Source organism: Coprococcus sp. AF38-1 (assembly GCF_003603945.1).
GTDB classification, from domain to species: Bacteria; Bacillota; Clostridia; order Lachnospirales; family Lachnospiraceae; genus Coprococcus; species Coprococcus aceti.
On sequence record NZ_QVGO01000008.1, the window covers coordinates 141,788 to 165,045 of the forward strand.

19 protein-coding genes are annotated in these 23,258 nt (G+C 44.4%); 17 read left to right on the top strand and 2 right to left on the bottom strand.

The window, feature by feature from the left end; genetic code table 11:
- The first annotated feature begins 243 nt into the window (after positions 1–243).
- The 14 genes from DW025_RS12825 to DW025_RS12885 all read left to right on the top strand — a co-directional run bounded on the left by DW025_RS12825 (position 244) and on the right by DW025_RS12885 (position 12,173).
- Positions 244–915 (top strand): hypothetical protein, encoded by a 672-nt coding sequence (locus tag DW025_RS12825; protein ID WP_118649284.1) that lies wholly within the window; start codon positions 244–246, stop codon positions 913–915.
- Positions 896–1,876, top strand: coding sequence for a biotin--[acetyl-CoA-carboxylase] ligase (locus DW025_RS12830; RefSeq protein WP_120000188.1), 981 nt, complete (start codon positions 896–898; stop codon positions 1,874–1,876). The genes DW025_RS12825 and DW025_RS12830 overlap by 20 nt, the downstream gene beginning before the upstream one ends.
- Before the next feature lie 277 nt (positions 1,877–2,153).
- Positions 2,154–3,362, top strand: a complete 1,209-nt coding sequence (locus DW025_RS12835; RefSeq protein ID WP_015533231.1) for an NADP-dependent isocitrate dehydrogenase — start codon at positions 2,154–2,156, stop codon at positions 3,360–3,362.
- A gap of 209 nt (positions 3,363–3,571) precedes the next feature.
- On the top strand, positions 3,572–3,955 hold the full coding sequence (locus DW025_RS12840; RefSeq protein WP_120000190.1) for a VOC family protein: 384 nt from the start codon (positions 3,572–3,574) through the stop codon (positions 3,953–3,955).
- A gap of 27 nt (positions 3,956–3,982) precedes the next feature.
- Positions 3,983–4,516 (top strand): nitroreductase family protein, encoded by a 534-nt coding sequence (locus DW025_RS12845; RefSeq protein WP_120000192.1) that lies wholly within the window; start codon positions 3,983–3,985, stop codon positions 4,514–4,516.
- A 23-nt stretch (positions 4,517–4,539) separates the two neighbouring features.
- The gene (locus DW025_RS15220) at positions 4,540–4,770 is read left to right on the top strand and encodes a DUF2321 domain-containing protein (protein ID WP_243104987.1); all 231 of its coding nucleotides are present in this window, start codon (positions 4,540–4,542) and stop codon (positions 4,768–4,770) included.
- 99 nt (positions 4,771–4,869) lie between these two features.
- Entirely contained in the window at positions 4,870–5,601 is a 732-nt protein-coding gene (locus DW025_RS12850) for a hypothetical protein (protein ID WP_243104988.1), read from the top strand.
- A gap of 231 nt (positions 5,602–5,832) precedes the next feature.
- Positions 5,833–6,234 (top strand): hypothetical protein, encoded by a 402-nt coding sequence (locus DW025_RS12855; protein WP_243104989.1) that lies wholly within the window; start codon positions 5,833–5,835, stop codon positions 6,232–6,234.
- A 227-nt stretch (positions 6,235–6,461) separates the two neighbouring features.
- Positions 6,462–6,749, top strand: a complete 288-nt coding sequence (gene gatC / locus DW025_RS12860) for an Asp-tRNA(Asn)/Glu-tRNA(Gln) amidotransferase subunit GatC (RefSeq protein ID WP_015533226.1) — start codon at positions 6,462–6,464, stop codon at positions 6,747–6,749.
- A 22-nt stretch (positions 6,750–6,771) separates the two neighbouring features.
- Positions 6,772–8,235, top strand: coding sequence for an Asp-tRNA(Asn)/Glu-tRNA(Gln) amidotransferase subunit GatA (gatA, locus tag DW025_RS12865; protein ID WP_173794534.1), 1,464 nt, complete (start codon positions 6,772–6,774; stop codon positions 8,233–8,235).
- 3 nt (positions 8,236–8,238) lie between these two features.
- Complete coding sequence (gene gatB, locus DW025_RS12870; protein ID WP_120000196.1) at positions 8,239–9,669, top strand: Asp-tRNA(Asn)/Glu-tRNA(Gln) amidotransferase subunit GatB; 1,431 nt, start codon at positions 8,239–8,241, stop codon at positions 9,667–9,669.
- Position 9,670: 1 nt separating this feature from the next.
- Positions 9,671–11,152, top strand: a complete 1,482-nt coding sequence (locus DW025_RS12875) for a sugar transferase (protein WP_120000198.1) — start codon at positions 9,671–9,673, stop codon at positions 11,150–11,152.
- Positions 11,153–11,183: 31 nt separating this feature from the next.
- Positions 11,184–11,930 carry a glycosyltransferase family 2 protein gene (locus tag DW025_RS12880; protein ID WP_120000200.1) on the top strand — a complete coding sequence of 249 codons (747 nt, stop codon included), beginning with the start codon at positions 11,184–11,186 and terminating at the stop codon, positions 11,928–11,930.
- A gap of 30 nt (positions 11,931–11,960) precedes the next feature.
- Positions 11,961–12,173 (top strand): toxin-antitoxin system HicB family antitoxin, encoded by a 213-nt coding sequence (locus DW025_RS12885; protein ID WP_055273599.1) that lies wholly within the window; start codon positions 11,961–11,963, stop codon positions 12,171–12,173.
- Positions 12,174–12,230: 57 nt separating this feature from the next.
- On the opposite strand, the gene DW025_RS12890 is transcribed toward DW025_RS12885, so the two are convergent.
- Both DW025_RS12890 and DW025_RS12895 read right to left on the bottom strand, forming a co-directional pair.
- The gene (locus tag DW025_RS12890; RefSeq protein ID WP_120000202.1) at positions 12,231–13,454 is read right to left on the bottom strand and encodes a UDPGP type 1 family protein; all 1,224 of its coding nucleotides are present in this window, start codon (positions 13,452–13,454) and stop codon (positions 12,231–12,233) included.
- Between the two features lie 63 nt (positions 13,455–13,517).
- On the bottom strand, positions 13,518–14,246 hold the full coding sequence (locus DW025_RS12895; protein WP_117548611.1) for a glycosyltransferase: 729 nt from the start codon (positions 14,244–14,246) through the stop codon (positions 13,518–13,520).
- A 204-nt stretch (positions 14,247–14,450) separates the two neighbouring features.
- On the opposite strand from DW025_RS12895, the gene DW025_RS12900 reads away from it, so the two are divergent.
- The 3 genes from DW025_RS12900 to DW025_RS12910 all read left to right on the top strand — a co-directional run bounded on the left by DW025_RS12900 (position 14,451) and on the right by DW025_RS12910 (position 23,255).
- Entirely contained in the window at positions 14,451–16,805 is a 2,355-nt protein-coding gene (locus tag DW025_RS12900) for an LCP family protein (protein WP_120000204.1), read from the top strand.
- A 334-nt stretch (positions 16,806–17,139) separates the two neighbouring features.
- Positions 17,140–21,687, top strand: a complete 4,548-nt coding sequence (gltB, locus tag DW025_RS12905; RefSeq protein WP_120000205.1) for a glutamate synthase large subunit — start codon at positions 17,140–17,142, stop codon at positions 21,685–21,687.
- Between the two features lie 2 nt (positions 21,688–21,689).
- A complete protein-coding gene (locus tag DW025_RS12910) occupies positions 21,690–23,255 on the top strand; it encodes a glutamate synthase subunit beta (RefSeq protein WP_120000207.1) in 1,566 nt (521 codons plus the stop codon).
- The last annotated feature ends 3 nt before the right edge of the window (positions 23,256–23,258 follow it).

The following is a 23,258-nucleotide window of genomic DNA, read 5'->3' on the forward strand; positions in this document are numbered from 1 at the left end:
CACGATATCGTGTATTTGCTAGTTAATCACCTTTTAATGATTTTATATATGGAAAAAAGGTGATTAAACGTGGTAAAATGTAAACACTTTTGTAATGCTGAAAACTTGATATATATTAGCCTCTGAACTAATATAAGTATAGTCGTAAAAGTGATGAAAAAAGAGAAAATAATTGTGCATAAAGCGCATGGATACAACCCGGGATAATATCGATAACGACAATGACCTGGCGGGGGATATGGAATGAGCAGAGATAGCGATAAAAAAAATAATAAAAAAAAGAACGATAAAAAGATTGGCAAGAATAATAAAACGGGCAGAGAAGAAATCAGGAATATAAATAGTATGAACGGTGGCACAGCAAAATCTTACAGGCAGAAAGTTCTTGTGAATCAGGCAGGAAAGCTAGTGGATGAGCTTGAGCGGGCGAGACGAGAGGAGCAGGAGTCCCAGATTGATGGAATAATCAGACAGAAGGTTATCAAGAGAAAGAATACCAGGGCTGCCTATCGTATTGTGGGAATAGTATTTATACTGATTGGAATCGCGTGTATGTGGTGGGCCATGGGAGGTCACTACAGGTTTTTGAAGGCGGCGGTTTCTATAGCAGCCATGGCATATGGGTTTTATATTGTAAGGGCGTCATTCAGGAGTGCAGCATATGATGCTACATATTTGTTTGGACAGGACAGGATAACGATACTTCAAAAGGGTGGAAGTAAGATCATACCATACGAAGCAGTGACGGGTTATACAATGATAGAACCAGATCCCGAGATGAAGTATTATATTTTTAAGTTCGACAGGGGGAAGGAGAGTTATGTAGTGCCGTTTGCCGGGGCGAAGGCAAAATGTGAATCAGTGTACAATATTTTCAGAGAGAAGGTAAGAACAGATGAAAAAGAAAATTCTTGAAAAACTCCAGAGTACGGATGGTTTTGTATCAGGACAGGAATTATGTGAGCTGCTGGGTGTGTCAAGAACCGCAGTGTGGAAAAATATACAGGCTCTGAAAAATGATGGATATGTCATAGAAGGAGTTAATAATAAAGGCTATAGGTTGGTTAGCGTTCCTGATGTCATGTCTGAGGAAAATATATCGAGGCACCTCAACACGAAGACATTTGCAAGAAAACTCTACTACTATGATGAAACTGATTCAACAAACACCCGCGCTAAGATAGTTGGTGAGACGGATCCTGTACACGGCGCATTGTTTGTTGCAAATGAGCAGACGGCAGGAAAAGGCCGGAGGGGACATAGCTGGAATTCAGATAAGGGAACAACGATATCCATGTCGTATCTGCTAAAACCGGATATAGATATCTCGTGCGTATCCAGGATAACTCTGGTGTCGGCGGTTGCACTTGCAAGAGCATTCGGCAAAGTGGATGGTGTCAAGCCTCAGATAAAGTGGCCCAACGACGTACTTTCAGATGGAAAGAAGCTTGTCGGAATACTTACAGAGATGAGTTCAGAGGGAACTGATATTAGTTATGTTGTCGTGGGAATTGGTATAAATGTATATAACCAGAGTTTCCCGGAGGACATTGCGGACAAGGCGACATCAATTCTTCTAGAGAACGGCAGGGGATGTGACAGGTCATGGTTCATAGCGCAGGTGTCAAATGAGTTTGAAAAACTATATGATGAGTTTGTAAAAAATAAAGATCTGGGATTTCTTGTTGATGAGTACAACAGTTATCTTGTGAACAAGGATAAGCAGGTATATGTCATAGAGGGAGATCAGAAAACTGAGTATACAGCCTTGGGACTTTCCCCGGATGGCGGACTTCTTGTCAGGGGTGCTGATGGAGCTGTGCGCGATATAATATCAGGTGAAGTATCCGTCAGAGGCATATATGGATATGTATGATATATGATAAAGTATAATGTGTATGAACAAAGTCCATATCTGTTTGTGATGACAAGCTGCGGATCGTGTATTGGAGATAAAAAGTCATTTGCATGTCAGCATATGGGGCTAAATAATATTAATAAATGGCAGGCATGATTCAAAAAAACTAGAAATATAGCCCCTTATGGTTTATAATCGGCAGTGGGTATATAACATAACTTAGAAAATTCAAAGAACTATAAAAACATTCAAAAATAAAATTCAAAAAAGAAATATAAAAATGGAGGACATAAACATGGAAAAGATTCAGATGACCACACCACTTGTAGAGATGGATGGAGATGAGATGACCAGAATTCTCTGGCAGTATATAAAGGATGAGCTTATTTATCCATTTATCGATCTCAAGTCAGAGTACTATGACCTTGGACTTGTACATAGAAATGAGACAGATGACAAGGTAACATTTGACTCAGCATACGCAACACAGAAGTATGGCGTAGCTGTAAAGTGTGCAACCATCACACCTAATGCTGCAAGAGTTAAGGAGTACAATCTCAAGGAGATGTGGAAGAGTCCTAACGGAACTATCAGAGCAATCCTTGATGGTACAGTGTTCAGAGCACCTATCGTAGTAAAGGGAATCGAGCCATGTGTTAAGAACTGGAAGAAGCCTATCACCATCGCAAGACATGCATATGGTGATGTATACAAGAGCGTAGAGATCGATGTTCCAGGTCCTGGAACTGCAGAGCTTGTATTCACAGGCGATGACGGACAGGTTATAAAGGAGACTATACATAAGTTTGATGGCCCTGGTGTTCTTCAGGGACAGCACAACGTGGACAAGTCTATTGAGAGCTTTGCAAGAAGCTGTTTCAAGTATGCGCTTGATACCAAGCAGACATTGTGGTTTGCCACAAAGGATACCATATCAAAGAAGTATGACCATACATTCAAGGATATCTTCCAGGAGATATTTGATGCAGAGTACAAGGAGCAGTTCGATGCAGCAGGTATTGAGTACTTCTACACACTTATAGATGATGCGGTTGCCCGTGTTATGAAGAGTGAAGGCGGTTACATCTGGGCATGTAAGAATTATGATGGAGATGTAATGAGTGATATGATCTCATCAGCATTTGGTTCACTTGCCATGATGACATCAGTTCTCGTATCCCCTGATGGAAAGTATGAGTACGAGGCAGCACACGGAACAGTTATGAGACATTACTACAAGCACCTTGCCGGTGAGGAGACATCAACCAACTCAGTTGCAACTATCTTTGCATGGTCAGGAGCACTCAGAAAGCGTGGAGAGCTTGATGGAATCCAGGCGCTTCAGGATTTTGCAGACAAGCTTGAGGCTGCAACCATCAAGACCATAGAAGATGGCAAGATGACAAAGGATCTGGCTCTCATCACAACACTTGAGAACCCAACAGTCCTCAACAGTGAGAACTTCATCAAGGCTATCAGAGAGACTCTTGAGGGAATGCTCTAAGAATGAAATTGTGTAACGGGCTGATTACAGACGTTGCTTTTAACGGGATATCACCTTTATTCATACAAATGGATAAAGGTGATATTTTTATGCCATTGTGTAAAATGTGGCATTGGGTTAAAATAGCTTATATAGCATGCCTATAGCAGCATGCATATAGTAGTTTGTCTATCTGAGTGTAGCGTATAAGATAATGAGGAGTTGCATTTATGAGAATTGAGCATGTTGCGATGTATGTGAATGATCTTAAAGCTGCGAAGAATTTTTTTGAGAAATATCTGGGAGCATCAGCAAATGAGGGATATCATAATAAAACGATGGACTTCCGTTCATATTTTCTCACATTTGATGATGGCGCAAGGCTTGAGATAATGAACAGGCCGGGAATGGATGATCCTGAAAAGACACTTAACAGAACCGGATTGATACATATAGCATTCAGTGTGGGAAGCAAAGAAAAAGTTGATGAGCTTACCAGACAGCTTGCGGAGGATGGCTATGAGGTGATAAGCGGACCGAGGACGACAGGCGATGGCTATTATGAGAGCTGTGTGGTCTGCATAGAGGATAATCAGATAGAGATAACAGTATAGGAATGACAGAATAGGAGGTAAAAGACAATGGATAATCAGGTATTAGAGGTAATAAAAAAGAGAAGCTCAGCGAGAGCATACAGTGATGAAGAGATTACGAAGGAACAGATTGAGAAGGTCATCGAGGCCGGGCTTCAGGGACCTACAGGTATGAATAAGAAAGAGATACATTTTACAGTTGTCAAGGGGAGTGCTCCAATTCTGGAAGAGCTTGATGAGGAAAAGAGGGCACTTCGCGGACAGGATAAGCAGCCACACAATTTCTATTATGAGGCTCCGGTGCTCATATTCTTAAGCGCTGAGGATGACTTCAAGTGGAGCAAGGTGGATTCAGGAATTGCAGTTCAGAATATGGCTATAGCGGCAGAGAGCATGGGGCTCGGAAATCTGATAATCGGCTGCGTGTATGATGCACTTCACGGGGAGAAGAAAGCATATTTTGACAAGGCACTTGCAATACCGGAGGGATATTCATTTCAGATAGCTCTTGCCGTTGGACACAGGACTGACAACAAGACACCACATGATTACGATGCTGCTGTGCAGGTAAGTTATCTGTAGTATATACGGGGAGAATATTGTATATGGGAAAACTTGTGATGGGGTATTGGGACTGCCCTTATTGTAGTACGAAACATATAGAAGGAACGAAACGTGAGTGTCCGTCCTGCGGAAAGCCGAGGGGACAGGAAGTTAAGTTCTATATGGATGGAGTGAGGTATCTGTCTGAGGAGGAGAGCAGGACAAAGGGGAAAGGCGCCGACTGGTTATGCGATCACTGCGGCAATTACAATTCTGCCCTTAACACGCGGTGAAGCAGCTGCGGTGCTGAACGAGGTGCGAAGGATAAGGCGTATTTTGACGTCAGGAAAGAGCAGGACGCAAGGAATGCCAGAAATGCATCCGGTACAGGAATGGCTGCCGGCGTACAAAACGGAGGCCAGGGCAATCGAAAAGGTGGACATTCATTTAGAGCGTGGAAGATAGTGCTGATCGGCATGCTTGTGATAGCGGCTATAATCGGACTTACAGCAATCATAACCATGCCAAAGAAGAGAACAGTCACAGTCAAGGATATGACATGGAAGACCAGTGTTGATGTGGAGAAATATCTCCTGTGTGATGAAGACGACTGGGAACTCCCCGAGGGTGCCACGCTAAAGACCACGAAACAAGAGGTGCACCATACTGAACAGGAATATGTTGGTGAGCGTGAGGAGACCTATGATTCATATGAGGTGATAGGTTCCCATGTGGAGTACAGCTATGAGGACAATGGAGATGGAACCTTCTCTGAAGTTGCAAATGATGTGGACGATTATGGATATGTGACGAGAACGAGGTCTGTTCCGGTGTATAGAGATAAGCCTATATACAAGACGAAGTATTATTATACAATATGGAGGTGGAAGTACAACAGGACGGAGACTGCGGAGGGCGGTGGAAAGACACCGGAATACCCAGATCCCCAGCTCACAGACAAGGAGAGGCTAGGGGAAAAATCAGTTGAATATGAAGTCACATGTGAAGTGAAGAATAAGGAAAAGACATATAAAGTTGAAAAGTCTATATATGACAAACTTGACATAGGCGAGACATATAAAGTCAAGGCTGACTCTGAGGAGATAGTGAGTATCATAGAGTAGAGACTTGAGAATGCGGAGACGGGCAAAAGTGACAAAGCAGTCAAAGTCTGGTAAGGATATTCAGATATTGAGAGACCATTCTGACCTGCCTGGCTCATCCCCGGATGGATAAGACATAGTGAAAATTATGTCGAATCTGTTCGGGGATTTTTTTATTATAACGAATATGCAGCTCATAGCAGTTATATGCTGCAAAGCAGCTCTGCAACGGAGCTAATGGGGGATTTTGGTGTGATATGTTTTGACACACTGTGTGCACAGACACATCTTCACAGTAACTTTATCACAAAGACACTCAGTGCAAATTCCAACTCGGGACTCAGAAATTCGTATGGAGTATATGAGAAATTCTACTTTGAAAATGTGGAACGGATGTGTGGCTGTGTGTCGGATGCAGGAACAGTGATAGCACCGGAGGCGGCGGTAAATCTCGGACACAACTGGGATGGTTGTGTGGTGAGTGAAGTATTCTCAAATGGCGGAGAGTTTCACAGAGTACCGGGAAATAATTTCCCGGATGAAGAGCCAACGACAATTGAAATAGGACATAGAGCTGGGCTACAGCTTGGTCGTGTTCAGGAGATAGTCAGGCTTAGCAGACGCTTCAACAGAAGTGATGATGAGATAATTTAAATAGAGTTACAGCACCGCCATGTATGCAGCGTTTTACATGGCGGTGTTTTGCGTAATACAGGTAAAAATGCCCATAGTCTTGCATAATATCCTGGGATGTGATATATTTTAGAGGAATTTTGTGGTACAAAATACCATGGCGGGAGAATGTGTTTACATTATTTGACACAGAATAATAAGAAGGCACATTCTTTATTTTTGCTCATATAAGATAGGAGAACAAGAACATGACGATAACTGATGAGACAATTGATTATGTTGGAATACTTGCTAAGCTTGAGCTCTCCCCTGAGGAGAAGGAGCAGGCAAAGAAGGATATGTCAGACATGCTTGATTATGTCAGCAAACTGAATGAACTTAATACAGATGGTGTGGAGGCTATGAGCCATACATTCCCATACAACAATGTGTTCCGTGAGGACGTTGTCGTAAATGGAGACGACAGAGAGAACATGCTGAAGAATGCGCCTGAGCAGAAAGACGGATGCTACAAGGTGCCAAAGACATTTGACTAGGAGGTAGGCTGAAGTGAATTTAATGGGTATGACGGCTGTAGAGCTGGGAAAAGCTATTAAAGATGGACAGGTGAGCGTAGTTGAAGCGACACAGGCCTGTCTTGACAGCATCGAGGCGTGCGAGAAAGATTACAATAGTTTTGTCACGGTTGATCGTGAAGGAGCACTTGCCCAGGCTGAGGAAGTGCAGAAGAAGATAGATGCAGGAGAGCTTAGCGGTCCTCTTGCAGGAGTGCCGATAGCAATAAAGGACAATATGTGCCAGGAGGGTGTGCAGACAAGCTGTTCATCCAAGATTCTGTCAAATTTTGTTCCGACATATACTGCTGAGGCCGTTGTAAAGCTCAAGGAAGCAGGAGCGGTCATAGTAGGGCATACCAATATGGATGAGTTTGCCATGGGAAGCACAACGGAGACATCATATTTCGGCGAGACAAGAAATCCATGGGATACAGATAGAGTCCCAGGCGGTTCATCAGGTGGATCAGCGGCAGCAGTTGCCGGTGAGGAGGTACCATGCGCCCTCGGCTCAGATACTGGTGGATCTATCAGACAGCCGGCTTCATTCTGCGGTGTTACCGGAATCAAGCCAACATATGGAAGAGTGTCAAGATACGGACTTATAGCATACGGTTCATCACTTGACCAGATCGGACCACTTGCGAAGAATGTTGAGGACTGTGCAACTATCCTTGAGATCATATCACAGTATGACAAGAAGGACTCAACATCAGTGAACAGAGATGACAATGATTTCACAAGTGCACTTGTGGATGATGTGAAGGGGCTTAAGATCGGACTTCCGAGAGATTATTTCACAGAGGGACTTGAGCCTGAGATAAAGGAAGCTATATATGGTGTTGCTGAGGCGCTCAAGGCAAAGGGTGCAATAGTTGAGGAGTTTGATCTCGGTATGGTTGAGTATGCTATCCCTGCGTACTATATTATAGCATCAGCAGAGGCAAGCTCTAATCTTGAGAGATTTGACGGAGTAAAGTATGGATACAGAACATCAGAGTATACAGATCTCCACAACATGTACAAGAAGAGCCGTTCGGAGGGATTTGGCCCTGAGGTAAAGAGAAGAATCATGCTCGGTTCATTTGTACTGAGCTCAGGTTACTATGATGCGTATTACGTAAAGGCTCTCAAGGCAAAGGCTCTCATCAAACAGGCGTATGACAAGGCGTTTGAGAAGTATGATATCATCCTCGGACCTGTTGCTCCAACAACAGCACTTAAGATGGGAGAGTCACTCTCAGATCCTATCAAGATGTATCTGGGCGATGTGTACACTGTCCCTGTAAATCTTGCAGGACTTCCGGGAATATCACTTCCATGTGGAACTGACAAGAATGGAATGCCTATAGGTGTGCAGATGGTTGGAGACGCATTTGACGAAAAGACCATTATCAGGGCAGCGTATGCATTTGAGCAGACTAGAGAGTACAAGAGACCTGCACAGGTTTCAGAAAGGGGGCTGTAAGAGATGGCAAAGACATATGAGACAGTCATCGGACTTGAGGTTCATGTAGAGCTTGCGACTAAGACGAAGATATTCTGCGGCTGCAGCACAGCATTTGGAGGAGCTCCGAATACACATACGTGTCCTGTATGTACAGGAATGCCGGGCTCACTTCCGGTACTTAACAAAGAGGTTGTGAATAAAGCGATTGCGGTTGGTCTTGCAACAAACTGCACTATCACACAGAATTGCAAGTTTGACCGAAAGAACTATTTCTATCCGGACAACCCACAGAATTACCAGATATCACAGCTCTACTATCCAATATGCAGGGACGGTAAGGTTGAGATAGAGGTTGACGGAGTTAAGAAATATGTGAGGATCCATGAGATACATATGGAGGAGGATGCAGGTAAGCTTGTCCATGATCCATATACAGACAGCTCACTTGTGGATTTCAACCGTTCAGGTGTGCCTCTTATAGAGATAGTATCTGAGCCTGACATGAGATCTGCGGAGGATGTAATAGCATATCTTGAAAAGCTCAGGGAGACGATACAGTATCTCGGAGCTTCAGACTGTAAGCTGAATGAGGGATCCATGCGTGCTGATGTCAATCTTTCGATCAGAGAGGTTGGCTCAGAGGAGTTTGGCACACGTACAGAGACCAAGAACCTGAACTCATTCAAAGCCATTGCCAGAGCCATAGAGAATGAGAGAGAGAGACAGATCGATCTCATCGAGTCTGGTGAAAATGTTGTCCAGGAGACAAGAAGATGGGATGATACTAAGGAGTATTCATATCCTATGAGATCCAAGGAGGATGCACAGGATTACAGATATTTCCCTGATCCTGACCTTGTACCTATCCACATCAGCGATGAGTGGCTCCAGCAGGTAAGGGATGCACAGCCTGAGTTCAGAGACGAGAAGAAGATAAGATACAAAGAGGAATATGCGATTCCTGACTATGATATAGACATCATCACGGCCTCCAAGAAGCTGGCAGATCTGTTTGAGGATGCCATCGCACTGGGAGCACCTGCAAAGAAGGTTTCCAACTGGATCATGGGAGAGACCATGAGACTGATGAAGGAGAACAGTGTTGATGCGGAAGACCTGAAGTTTTCAGCGGAGAATCTTGCGAAGCTCATCAAGCTTGTTGATGACAGGGTTATCAATGGCGGTGTTGCAAAGGAAGTATTTGAAAAGATATTTGCAGACAATATTGATCCTGAGAAGTATGTCAAGGATAACGGACTTGCAACTGTTCAGGATGACGATGCACTTAAGGAGGCATGCCAGGCAGCCATAGATAACAATCCAAAGGCTGTTGATGATTACAGAGGCGGCAAGGAGAAGGCTCTCGGAGCACTTGTCGGACAGGTTATGAAAGCTATGAAGGGTAAAGCAGATCCTGGATCTGTCAACAAGATGCTTAGGGAGATGCTTTAATATGGAAGAAAACAGAAGAGTTAGAAAGAGGGATAGGTACAAACGTCTCATAACAGTGGGTGAGGCCTGTGTACTCATTGCTGTGGAGCTGGTGCTGTTTGGACTCATGTGGTACCGGGATTATGAGGTAACGCTTACGCTTCCGTTCTGGAGAAGAGGAAACTGGGCGGTTATCGGAATGTATGGAATCATCATCATACTTTTTACCAAGCTATATGGTGGTTACAGAGTCGGATTCTTCAGACTGCTTGATATAGTATATTCACAGCTGTTGGCACTTGTGTGTGCAAATGTGGTTGGTTATTTACAGCTTTGTATAATCTGTCGTGACTACGTAAATCCTGGACCTTTGCTCGAGGTTACCGTACTTGAGGCAATAGTCATCCTGATTTGGATATTTGCCTGCAGATTTCTTTATGCGAAAATGTATCCGCCAAGGCATCTGCTGTTGGTATATGGATATAAGACTCCGATGGAGTTTATAGACAAGATCAATGCCCGTAAGGATAAGTATGTAATAGAAGACAGGATACATGTAAGTGAGGGCGAGCAGGCAATTAAGGAGAAGATACTCCAGTACGATGGAGTAATCATCTGTGAGACAAAGGCCTATATCAGAAATGAGCTTGTGAAGTATTGTTTCGAACATTCCATAAGATCATATGTTGTGCCAAAACTTTCCGATATAATCATACTCGGCGCAGAACCGATACATTTGTTTGATACACCTATCCTGTTGTCAAGAAACCAGGGGCTTACAGGAGATGACATGATCATCAAAAGGATCATGGATCTTGTGTGTGGATTTATATTGCTTGTCATAGCATCGCCATTTATGCTCATATCAGCACTTTCTATATGGCTTTATGACAGAGGACCGGTTTTCTACAAGCAGGACAGACTGACGCTTAATGGTAAGGTGTTCAAGATCATAAAGTTCAGAAGTATGAAGATGGATTCAGAGGCCGGTGGTGCACAGCTTGCCAAGAAGGATGACGACAGGATCACTCCTGTTGGTAAGGTGCTCAGAAAGCTGCATCTTGATGAACTGCCACAGCTTTTCAACGTACTCAAGGGTGATATGTCACTTGTCGGACCGAGACCTGAGAGACCGGAGATCGCCGAGCTTTATAAAAAGACATTCCCTGAGTTTGACTACAGACTCAAGATGAAGGCCGGACTTACGGGATATGCACAGGTTTACGGCAAATACAACACAACCCCTAGAGATAAGGTTAAGCTGGATCTTACCTATTATGAGCAGTATTCAATATGGCTTGATCTCAAGCTGATGCTCCTGACGGTAAAGATCATGTTCCAGAAGGAGACATCAGAGGGAATCGCATCAAATATGACCACGGCACTCAGGGATGGCGAGAAGGTACAGATACCTTCACCTGTAAATATGAAGCCGGAAGGGCTTGATGAGTCTGAGGATGCATTCTATGACCTCGGAAAGAATGTGCAGAAAACAGATAAATAATAAGCGATATATATCGATGTAGGTGTGTGTGATGACTGGAGAAAAAGTATCGGTGATAATTCCGGCGTATAACAGCAGCAGAACCATTTATTCTGCGGTGGATTCAGTTATGAAGCAGGGGATTCCTGTGGAGGTCATAATAGTTGATGACTGTTCGACGGATGATCTGACAGGAGCACTTGATGGATACGCGGAAGATGACCGTGTGAATATCATCAGAAATGAAAAAAATATGGGAGTTGCAGCTTCGCGTAACCGCGGGGTCGCGGCTGCAACTTGCAGATACGTTGCATTTATAGATTCGGATGATCAGTGGCAGCCTGATAAACTGGCTAAACAGTTGAAGCTTATGGAGCAGACAGGTGCGGTTCTGTGTTCTACGGCCAGGGAGCTTGTGAACGAAGACGGATCCAGAACGGGAAAAGTGATCGGAGTTCCTGAAAAGGTCACCTATAAGATGCTGCTCAGAGGAAATGTGATCAATTGTTCATCGGTTGTGATGGACAGACAGGTTGCACTCAGATATCCGATGGGCAACGACGATATCCATGAGGATTATATTTGCTGGCTGCAGATACTGAAGGAATACGGAAGCTCGGTTGCGATAAATGAGCCGTTGCTATTATACAGACAGATGAGAAACAGTAAGTCTGGTTCAAAACTGTCGTCTGCAAAAAAGACATTTGCCGTATACAGAAAAGTTGGATATGGAGTTACAAGAAGCTGCTTTTACTTCATGTGTTATGCGGTAAATGGTGTTGTAAAATATCTGTTCTGATAGGAATAAATTATATGGCGGAGAAAAGAAATGACGGATGACAATAAGAAGAGAGGCCCGGGAAGGCCGACGGAAAAGAGAAAAGATACGATCCTGAGACTTAGGATAGATACAGATACTCATCGGAAGCTCAGTGAATGTGCGGCGGTGCGACAGGTATCTATGTCAGAGCTTGTCAGGGAAGCGATAGATGAGATATTCCGAAGAGAAAAAGAAAAACAGCAGAAAAATGAGGCAGAATAAAAATAACAGGTCGATGGCATATACCATCGGCCTGTTATTTTGTTATATATTCATGGATTAAAGTGTGTAGCCGTTCTTTTTGAGGAGCTCTCTGGCTGAGTCTATAGAATCATTTCCTGTAGCATTCTTTATAGGAGCAAATTCCTTCTCTCTGTCGACCTCAAATGGAAGACATGTTCCCATATAAGCGATCATATCGAGAGCCAGTGTCTCAAATTTGTAGCCGTTTGGCTCTGATGGCTTGACGATCTCTCCATCCTCACCGACATAAGGGATAGCCTTCTTGACGATGTGGAGAGGCATACTTTCATTCATGATCTTCATCAGTCTGTCAACCGGGAAAATATAGTTTAATGTAACTCCATAGTTGTAAGCGTAATCGCCGTTGGCATCGCGCTCATCACGCATGGCATCTGTGAGTTCATAATACTCGACGATATATGGCTTTCCGTGGTTAGTACACAGGACGCCAACCTTCTCGTCCGGGTATGCTTTTTTGACAACCTTTCCGCCGGAGAGGAAGCCCTCTGTGAGAACTGCTCCGAGGAATACTGGGTCTGCGATTCTCTGAAGTACATTGTCAACTGAGAATACATTTATATACTTGATTCCGTATTTCGTGAGCTTGTCGAGGTGGCCTGCCTTGCAGAGGGATGAGAACCATCCACCGTTGCCGTTAGGAGACATGGCAACCTTTCCCTTCTCCTCGAGATATATCTTGCCGTTGAAGTCCACTGAAGGAACCATTTCCTGTTTAAAGAAATGAACATATTCAGGATTGTAACCGAAGTAGTCATGCTCTTTGAAGAATGATGTTGTGTCATCGTGGTTCTTCTCATTGGTCATGATGAAGAAATGGATCCAGGTATCTGCCATCTTCACAATATCGAGGGTGTGCTCGATGAGAAGCTGGAATATAAACATATCCTTGGTGACACCGACGTTGAAGGTTCCCTTAGGACCGGAGAATCCAAGACGGGTGCCCTGACCACCTGCCAGGAGGACCAGTGCCAGATTGCCAGCTTTGATGGCTTCAAGGCCTGCGTTCTTGTATATATCATACTTTTCTGCAATGCTGTCCATCTGGAGAGCTGCAACGGGAGCAATATCAGAATCACTTCCTGATGAATTGTGTCCGATCATATCGATAAGTGAGAAATCAATTTCACTGATCTGGTTCAGGAGTGCTGCCTGTTCAGCCTCGCTGAGAGTATCATAATACTTTAATAAGTGTAGCTGTCCTTTTTCTTCGAGAAGCTTGTAAGCGTTTTCGTAATTCATAAAAATCTCCTTAATAAATGTGTAGTTTGTATTTATTTTCTCTATCCGTGTATAATTCCTAAATTAATGATATTTCTTCTTGATCTCAATAGTGTCTGTGAATACCTTCCAAATGTCCTTGATCTTGATCCTTCTTCCATCTGCTGCATCATCCCTGCTGTAATTCAGGACGATAGGAGCTTCGGATATCGAATATCCCTGTCTGTGTGCAGCCACAAGGATTTCAATATCAAAGGCATAGCCCGATATGGAAAGGTTCTCGGCAATCGGCTTTATGACTTCTGCTTTGAAAAGCTTTATACCGGTCTGGGTGTCATGGATACCAAGATGAAACAGCATTTTGAGTATAATATAATAGCTGTAGCTCATGACTTTTCTAATAGGAGGATAATCAAGCTTGGATTCAGGGTGAAGCTTTGATCCTATGACTATGTCAGAACCGGTGTCCCTCATCTGCTTCATAAATGGCTTGAGAAGAGATGGACTCAGTTCAAGGTCTGAATCAAGGAATGCTATATATTTGCCGGAAGCTTTGGCAATTCCGGTTGTGATAGCATGTCCCTTTCCCTGATTGACATCATATCCTGTATCTACAATATGAGAATCCATTTCGGCTGCCTCGGCAATAAGTTTGCCTGTGGAGTCCTTGCTGCCGTCATTCACAGCGATTATTTCATAACGATGAAGAAAACGGCTGAGTATTCGGCTAGTCTCAAGAAGATTATCTTTGATGTGCTGTTCTTCATTGTAGGCGGGCATAACCACCGACAAAGTAATATTGTTATTATCCATTTCCTGCTCCTTAAAAAATAAGCATTGATATTTAGACATTATTAATACGAGTATACTTTTTTATACATCATGTGTCAAATAAAATAGTGTTAATATGAAGGTGTTTATACTAATTAAGATATAATATATGTTGTAAAAGGAAAAAATATAATGTATTATAGAGCGAGGTAACGACATTTTTAGATATTTGAAAAAGGAGTTCCAATGGATAATAAGAAGAAAAATGGAATGAGATCCAGGTACGATGAGGACATGGATTGGCTGGATGACGATGATGATTATCTTGATGATGGTGGATTGATAGGATCATTGTTGTTCGGGGATAAAAAGAAGAAAGAAAAAAGGCGTGATCATGAGCCGGAGAGAAAGGCTGATAAGAGACCGGAAAAGAAGCCGGAGAAGAAGCCGGAGAAGAAGCCGGAGAAGAAGCCTCAGAAGAATATTTCCAGACCTGTGAAGCCGGAAGAGGATTATGACGAGTATTATCACGAGGACAGCAGGGCAAGAAGAGTGAAGAGTGAGGCCCGGGCAAAGCAGAGACAGACCGGACAGCCTGTAGCAGACAGAGCTGTGGACAGAGGTCCGGTGAAGAGGACACAGGGCCCTGTACCGAGGACACAGAGCAATCAGAGTACCGTGCAGAGACCTTCAAAATCTGCACAGAGACCACGCAGGAGTATACAGAGCACAGGAAGCTCATCTGTGGACAATCTGCTCAGAGAAGTTGACAATATTGAGACAGATGTGCAGACAAGACATGAGGAGCTTAGACGTGAGGCGTGGGAACGCACCCAGAGAAATGTTGCAAAGGCAAAGGCTGAGGTTGAGAGGCTGGAGCTCGAGAGAGAGCAGAATGCCCGCGAAGAGGCAAGAAAGCTTAAGGTTCAGCAGGAGCTTGAGCGCCGCCAGCAGATGAAAGAAGCTGAGAAAAAGGAAGAGCCTGTTGAGGAAGATAACAAGATCACTGAGCCGCAGGAGAATGATGCGGAAGTTGTAGAAACTGCCACACAGCCAGTAGAAGAGCATGAACAGAAGACTGAGCCGGCAGATATTCTGGAGAAGAATACGGAGCCTGTCCTTGACGATGAGGTCGAGGAAGCTGCAGAGGCAGAGCCTGTGGAAGAGGCTTCGACAGTATCATCCCGAAGAACAGATGACATGCTGGACATGGATGAGCTTGAGCGTATAGAGAAGGATATTGACGAGGATAAGCTCAGTTATTCGGAATCAGATACGGCTGATCTGGGACTTGAAGACATAGGCAAAGCATTGGGCTTCGATGAAGTGGAGCTTGAGGATGATGAGGAAGAGCCTGAGGAGGACGAGGAGTCAGACAGCGAAAAGTTCTTCAGGGAGAACCTTCTCGATGAGGCTGATCCAAAGGTTGTCAATCCGGAGAGAAAGAAGCTTAACATTAGTACAAGGGTGTGGGCGATAGCGTTCTTTGTCCTACTTGCACTGTTTATACTCATATGTATAATATATGTCAAGAATTATGCCAGAATGAAGTACAATGAGATGGATATCAATGAGATAAGTGCAGATCAGATACTTGTCAATGACGGTGTCAAGGATGCGACCAAGGGATATCGTGCCATTGCACTCTACGGAGTGGATTCCAGAGATTCGAATATGAATGAGGGAACTAACAGTGACAGTATAATGATAGTGAGCATCAATGAGAGCACCAAGGAGATCAAGCTTGTATCTGTATACAGAGATACTCTGATGGAGATAGCAAGCGGTTCCATGGATACCACACAGAAAGTGAATTACGCATACCAGCTCGGCGGTGCGGTTACAGCCATCAACACACTGAATACCAATCTCGACCTGAATATCACAGATTATGTGGCAGTTGATTTCAGTGCAATGGCAAGTATAATCGATGCTGTTGGAGGCGTTGATGTCAAGGTCATTGATGAAGAGGTGAACAACTTCAATAAGAACCTTGCAGAGCAGATAAGCCTGTCAGGCAAATATTCATCAGGAATAACTGAGGCAGGAGAGTATACTCTTGATGGACAGCAGGCAGTTGCATATTCAAGAATACGATCCACTGGCCAGGGAGATATAACAAGAACCGAGAGACAGAGAATAGTCCTCATGAAGGTTATAGACAAGTTGCTCAGTGCAGACACAGGTTCACTTGATTCATTTGTTGATGTTTCATTTAAATGTATATCAACAAGTCTTAACAAGGATGATATACATGCTCTTGTCAAGGATGTGGCTGGATATAAGGTTGTAGATACCGCAGGATTCCCATTTGCATATGAGGCAAAGGAACTCTCGGACAAGGGTAACTGTCTTGTGGCTGCTGATATGGCATCCAATGTGGAGGCATTACATGAATATCTGTATGGTGCTGACAAATACGTCATATCAGGCACAGTAAAGCAGATAAGCAGCAATATAGAGAGCATATCAGGTGTTAAGGCACAGAAGGTCAAGGTGACGACGGAGGCTCCGGGTGATGGAATATCAGATGGAAGCGACGAGGATGGAGATCTTAGGACGATAACAACTCCTCCAAAGGGAATGATCGTCGAGGAATAAAAAACTAAACATAATAATTAAGCAAGGAAGCTTCAGATATGGGGCTTCCTTTTTTTATGCATCGGAGACATTGAGATATGAGACATCCGATGCTTAAAGGAAGGCTACAACATAAAGAATTGTATATACATTACAGAGCATTGTTTTCAAATCGAAAACTGTCAGATAATTTATTGAAAAAAGTTGTTTACAAACAGTGTAAATGGTAGTAATATATCAAAAACGATAAATGACTTGAGAAAAATACAGAAATAGCAATATTTACTTGAGAAACAAAAGCTAAAAGCAAAATATCGTTGAGAATAACAAAAACATGGAAAGGACGGAACAGGACATGATTGAGAATAAGAGAGCAGAGAATACCGGATTATACGACCCAAGCTTTGAGCACGATAACTGTGGTATCGGTGCCGTTGTCAATATCAAGGGTATAAAGACACATGACACAGTGAACAATGCACTCAAGATTGTTGAGAATCTTGAGCACAGAGCAGGAAAGGACGCAGAGGGCAAGACCGGAGACGGTGTAGGCATACTCCTTCAGATATCACATAAGTTCTTCACCAAGGCTTTAGCAGAGCTTGGATATGACCTTGGAAAGGAAGGCGATTATGGAATAGGAATGTTCTTCTTTCCACAGAAGGAGCTGGCGCGCAAGCAGGCTATGAAAATGTTTGAGGTCATAGTGGAGAAGGAAGGACTGGAGTTCATTTGCTGGAGAGAGGTTCCTACAACACCTGGAATCCTTGGCAAGAAGGCAATAGATGTCATGCCATGCATCATGCAGGCATTCATCAGAAGACCTGAGACAGTGAAGGCCGGTATGGACTTCGACAGAAAGCTCTACTTCGTCAGACGAATATTTGAGGAGAGCAATGATGACACGTATGTTCCATCACTTTCCAGCAAGACTATAGTATATAAAGGAATGTTCCTCGTCGGTGAACTCAGGAAGTTCTACAACGACCTTCAGGATCCAGACTATGAGTCAGCTATAGGACTTGTTCATTCAAGATTTTCAACGAATACAACACCATCATGGCTCAGAGCTCATCCATACAGATATCTGTGCCACAATGGTGAGATCAATACAATAAGAGGAAATGAGGACAAGATGATCGCCCGTGAGGAGACTATGGAGTCGACCATCATGCAGGATGAGATGTACAAGGTTATGCCTGTTCTTGATCCGGATGGATCGGATTCAGCAAGACTTGACAACTGTCTTGAGTTCCTTGTACTGAATGGAATACCACTTCCTATGGCAGTCATGATCACGATCCCTGAGCCATGGGAGAACGACAGAGCCATGAGTCAGGAGAAGAAGGATTTCTACCAGTATTATGCAACCATGATGGAGCCTTGGGATGGTCCTGCTTCTATATTATTTACAGACGGTGAGCTCATGGGAGCAGTCCTTGACAGAAATGGACTTAGACCATCGAGATACTATATAACAGATGATGATTACCTTGTACTTTCGTCTGAGGTCGGAGTCCTGGACGTTGATCCATCCAAGATCGTGAAGAAAGACCGACTCAGACCTGGTAAGATGCTTCTGGTAGATACAGTGAACGGACGTCTTATCTCAGATGAGGAGATCAAGGAGAAATACGCGCTTGCAAAGCCTTACGGAGAGTGGGTAGACAGCAATCTTGTACATCTCGCTGATCTGAAGATCCCGAATATCAGAGTTCAGGAGTATACAGACGAGGAGAGGGCAAGACTTCAGAAGGCATTTGGATATACCTACGAGGATTTCAAGAATACCATATATCCTATGGCAGAGAAAGGTGCAGAGGCAATCAGTGCCATGGGTACTGATACACCACTTGCAGTTCTCTCGAACAGCCACAAGCCACTGTTTAACTTCTTCAAGCAGTTATTTGCACAGGTTACAAACCCACCTATCGATGCGATCAGAGAGGAAGTTGTCACATCCACATCGGTATATCTCGGAAAGGACGGAAACATCCTCGAGGAGAAGCCGGAGAACTGTCATGTGCTGAAGATCAACCATCCAATACTGACAAATACGGATCTTTTGAAGATCAAGAATATGAATGTACCGGGACTTAAGGTTGCGACACTTCCGATTCTTTATTATAAGAACACATCCATGGAGAAGGCTCTCGACAGACTGTTTATCGAGGCCGACAAGCTCTACAGGGACGGCGTAAATATCCTCATCCTCTCAGACAGAGGTGTGGATGAGAACCATGTTGCAATACCATCACTCCTTGCAGTATCAGCTATGCAGAAGCACCTGGTAAGAACCAAGAAGAGAACAGCGGTTGCGATCATCCTTGAGAGTGCTGATCCAAGAAATGTTCACCACTTTGCAACACTTCTCGGATATGGTGCATGTGCAGTCAATCCATATCTGGCAATAGAGACGATCAAGCAGATGGTAGATTCGCATCTGCTGAACAAGGATTTCAATGCGGCTGTCGATGATTACAACAGTGCAATATGCCACGGAATAGTAAAGATCGCATCCAAGATGGGTGTATCAACGATCCAGTCATACATGGGATCACAGATATTTGAGTGTATCGGTCTTTCAAAGGACGTTGTGGACAGATACTTTACAAATACAGTAAGCCGTGTTGGCGGTTCTGGTATAAAGGAGCTTGAGAAGACAGTTGATGATCTTCACTCATCAGCATTTGATCCGCTTGGACTTAACACAAACCTTGCCCTCACAAGCATAGGAGCACACAAGTTCAGAAGCGGCAAGGAGGAGCACCTGTACAATCCTGTTACTATACATCTTCTTCAGGAGTCTACAAGGCGCGGCGATTACAAGCTGTTCAAGCAGTACACAGCAGCGCTCCACGATGAGCAGAAGCCATTCCACCTGAGAGGTCTCATGGACTTCAAGTTCGCTGACAAGCCGGTTCCACTCGATGAGGTCGAGCCTGCAAGCGAGATTGTGAAGAGATTCAAGACTGGTGCCATGAGTTACGGAAGTATATCACAGGAGGCACATGAGTGTATGGCAATCGCCATGAATGAGTTGGGCGGCAAGTCCAATTCAGGAGAGGGCGGTGAGTCGATAGAGAGACTTACGATCGGCAAGGATGGCAAGAACAGATGCTCAGCCATCAAGCAGGTTGCATCTGGAAGATTTGGTGTCACATCGAGATATCTTGTGAGTGCCAAGGAGATACAGATCAAGATGGCACAGGGAGCAAAGCCTGGTGAGGGTGGACATCTTCCTGGCGGAAAGGTATATCCATGGATCGCAAAGACAAGACTTTCAACACCGGGGGTAAGCCTTATCTCTCCACCACCACATCACGATATCTATTCGATAGAGGATCTTGCACAGCTCATCTACGACTGCAAGAATGCAAACCGTGATGCGAGAATATCAGTAAAGCTTGTGTCTGAGGCTGGCGTTGGTACAGTAGCTGCCGGTGTTGCAAAGGCCGGAGCACAGGTCATCCTGATCTCAGGTTACGACGGAGGAACAGGTGCAGCACCTAACAACTCCATCCATTACGCAGGACTCCCTTGGGAGCTTGGACTTGCAGAGACACATCAGACACTTATCATGAATGATCTCAGAAATAAGGTCATCCTTGAGGCAGACGGTAAGCTGATGACAGGCCGTGACGTTGCGATAGCTGCAATGCTCGGAGCTGAGGAATTTGGATTTGCAACAGCACCGCTTGTAACAATGGGTTGCGTCATGATGAGGGTATGTAACCTTGACACATGTCCTGTCGGAATAGCAACTCAGAACCCAGAACTCAGAAAGAGATTCAGAGGTAAGCCTGAGTACGTGAAGAACTTCATGCTGTTCATAGCAGAGGAGCTTCGAGAGTACATGAGCAAGCTCGGCGTCAGAACAGTTGATGAGCTGGTTGGACGCTCAGATCTCCTGATGAGCAGCGACAGAGCAGATGAGAGAAATGTAATCCTTGATAAGATAATCAATAATCCATATATGGATATGCCACAGAACAAGGTAAAGTATCACGAGAAGAATGTCTATGACTTCCAGCTTGAGAAGACAGTAGATATGAGAATTCTCATGAAGAAGCTTGGACCTGCACTTGAGAAGGGACAGAAGAAGAGCGTTGAGCTTGATGTGGTCAACACAGACAGATCTGTTGGAACGATATTCGGTTCAGAGATCACAAAGAAGTACGGCGAGTCACTTGATGAGGACACATACATCGTCAAATGCAACGGCGCCGGCGGACAGAGCTTTGGAGCATTTATTCCAAAGGGACTTACACTTGAACTGGTGGGCGACAGCAACGATTACTTCGGCAAGGGTCTGTCAGGTGGTAAGCTGATAGTTTATCCGCCTCGTTCAGTTAAGTACAAGCATGAGGATAACATCATCATAGGAAACGTTGCACTGTACGGTGCCACAAGTGGTAAGGCATTCATCAACGGTGTTGCCGGCGAGAGATTTGCAGTTCGTAACTCTGGTGCCACGGCGGTCGTTGAGGGTGTTGGCGATCACGGATGTGAGTACATGACAGGTGGTAAAGTAGTAGTTCTTGGAACAACAGGCAAGAACTTTGCAGCCGGAATGAGCGGTGGTATCGCATATGTACTTGATATGGGCAACGATCTGTACAAGAGACTTAACAAAGAGATGATATCCATAGAGGCTGTGACAGACAAGTACGAGGTGAGCGAGCTGAAGCAGCTCATCATGGATCATGTAAATTATACAAATTCAGAGATAGGCAAGAGGATTCTTGAGGACTTTGAGGGATATCTTCCAAAGTTCAAGAAGATCATACCAAAGGATTACAAGAAGATGATGAATATGATAGTTGCATTTGAGGAGAAGGGCCTGAGCCGCGAGAAGGCAGCTATCGAAGCATTCTACAAGGTTAAGAACGGAGGTAAGTAGGAATGGGAAAACCAACTGGATTTTTAGAATATGAGAGAAAGACAAGCGCAGAGCTTGCTCCTAAGGACAGAATCAAGAATTTCAATGAATTCCACACTCCGCTTAGCCGTGATGAGCAGAGAAAGCAGGCTGCAAGATGTATGGACTGTGGCGTTCCATTCTGCCAGGCAGGTATGAACATATGCGGAATGACATCGGGCTGTCCGCTGAACAACCTGATCCCAGAGTGGAATGATATGCTCTATAACGACAATCTTGAGCAGGCATTTGCAAGACTCAGCAAGACCAACTGTTTCCCTGAGTTTACAAGCCGTGTGTGCCCGGCTCTCTGTGAGAAGGCATGTACCTGTAACTTAAACGGTGATCCAGTGTCGGTCCGTGAGAACGAGAGAGCCATCATAGAGTATGCATTTGCAAATGACCTTGTAAATGATAAACAGCCAAAGGTTCACTCAGGCAAGAATGTGGCAGTCATAGGTTCAGGTCCTTCGGGACTGGCCGTGGCAGACCAGCTGATCGGCAGAGGCCACGACGTGACTGTGTATGAGAGAAGTGACAGACCGGGCGGACTTCTCATGTATGGTATCCCAAACATGAAGCTTGAGAAGCAGATCATAGACAGAAGAATAGATGTCATGAAGAAGAGAGGAATAAAGTTCGTACTGAACACAGAGGTTGCAACCGGAAAGGCATCTGCGAAGGCTGTGTGTCCGAAGGATGATCAGATGACAGGTTATCTTAAGAACAAGAACCTCAAGTATGTGAAGGCTGAGGATCTGCTCAAGGAATACGACGCAGTTGTGCTTGCCTGTGGTGCAGCCAATCCAAGAGATATAAAAGCACCTGGAAGGGATGCAAAGGGAATCTATTTCGCTGTTGATTTCCTCAAGACTACGACAATGAGCCTTGTAAATTCGGGCTTTGCTGACAAGCAGTTCGTGAACTGTAAAGGCAAGAATGTTCTCGTCATCGGTGGTGGTGATACAGGAAATGACTGTGTGGGAACAGCAGTCCGTGAGGGCGCTGTCAGCGTTACACAGCTTGAGATGATGCCAAAGGCACCTGATACAAGAACACCAGACAATCCATGGCCAGAATGGCCGAAGATCTGCAAGACAGACTACGGTCAGCAGGAGGCAATAGCAGTATACGGACATGATCCTAGAATATATGAGACTACAGTCAAGGAATTCATTAAGGACAAGGACGGAAATGTCAAGGCAGCCAAGTGCGTGAAGCTCGATTGGAAGAAGAATCCTGAGACAGGAAGAATGACTATGACAGAGATAGAGGGAAGCGAGTATATCGTTGACTGTGATGTGGTACTCATCGCAGCCGGATTCCTCGGATGTCAGACATATGTGGCAGAGAGCTTTGGCGTGGAACTCAACGAGAGAACAAATGTCAAGACTCCATGTCCAAACTCATATACAACAAATGTTCCAAAGGTATTCGTAGCCGGAGACATGCACAGAGGCCAGTCACTGGTCGTATGGGCCATCCGCGAAGGCCGCGAGGCAGCCATGGCAGTAGAAGAGCTGCTGCTTGGATACACTAATTTGCAGTAGGAT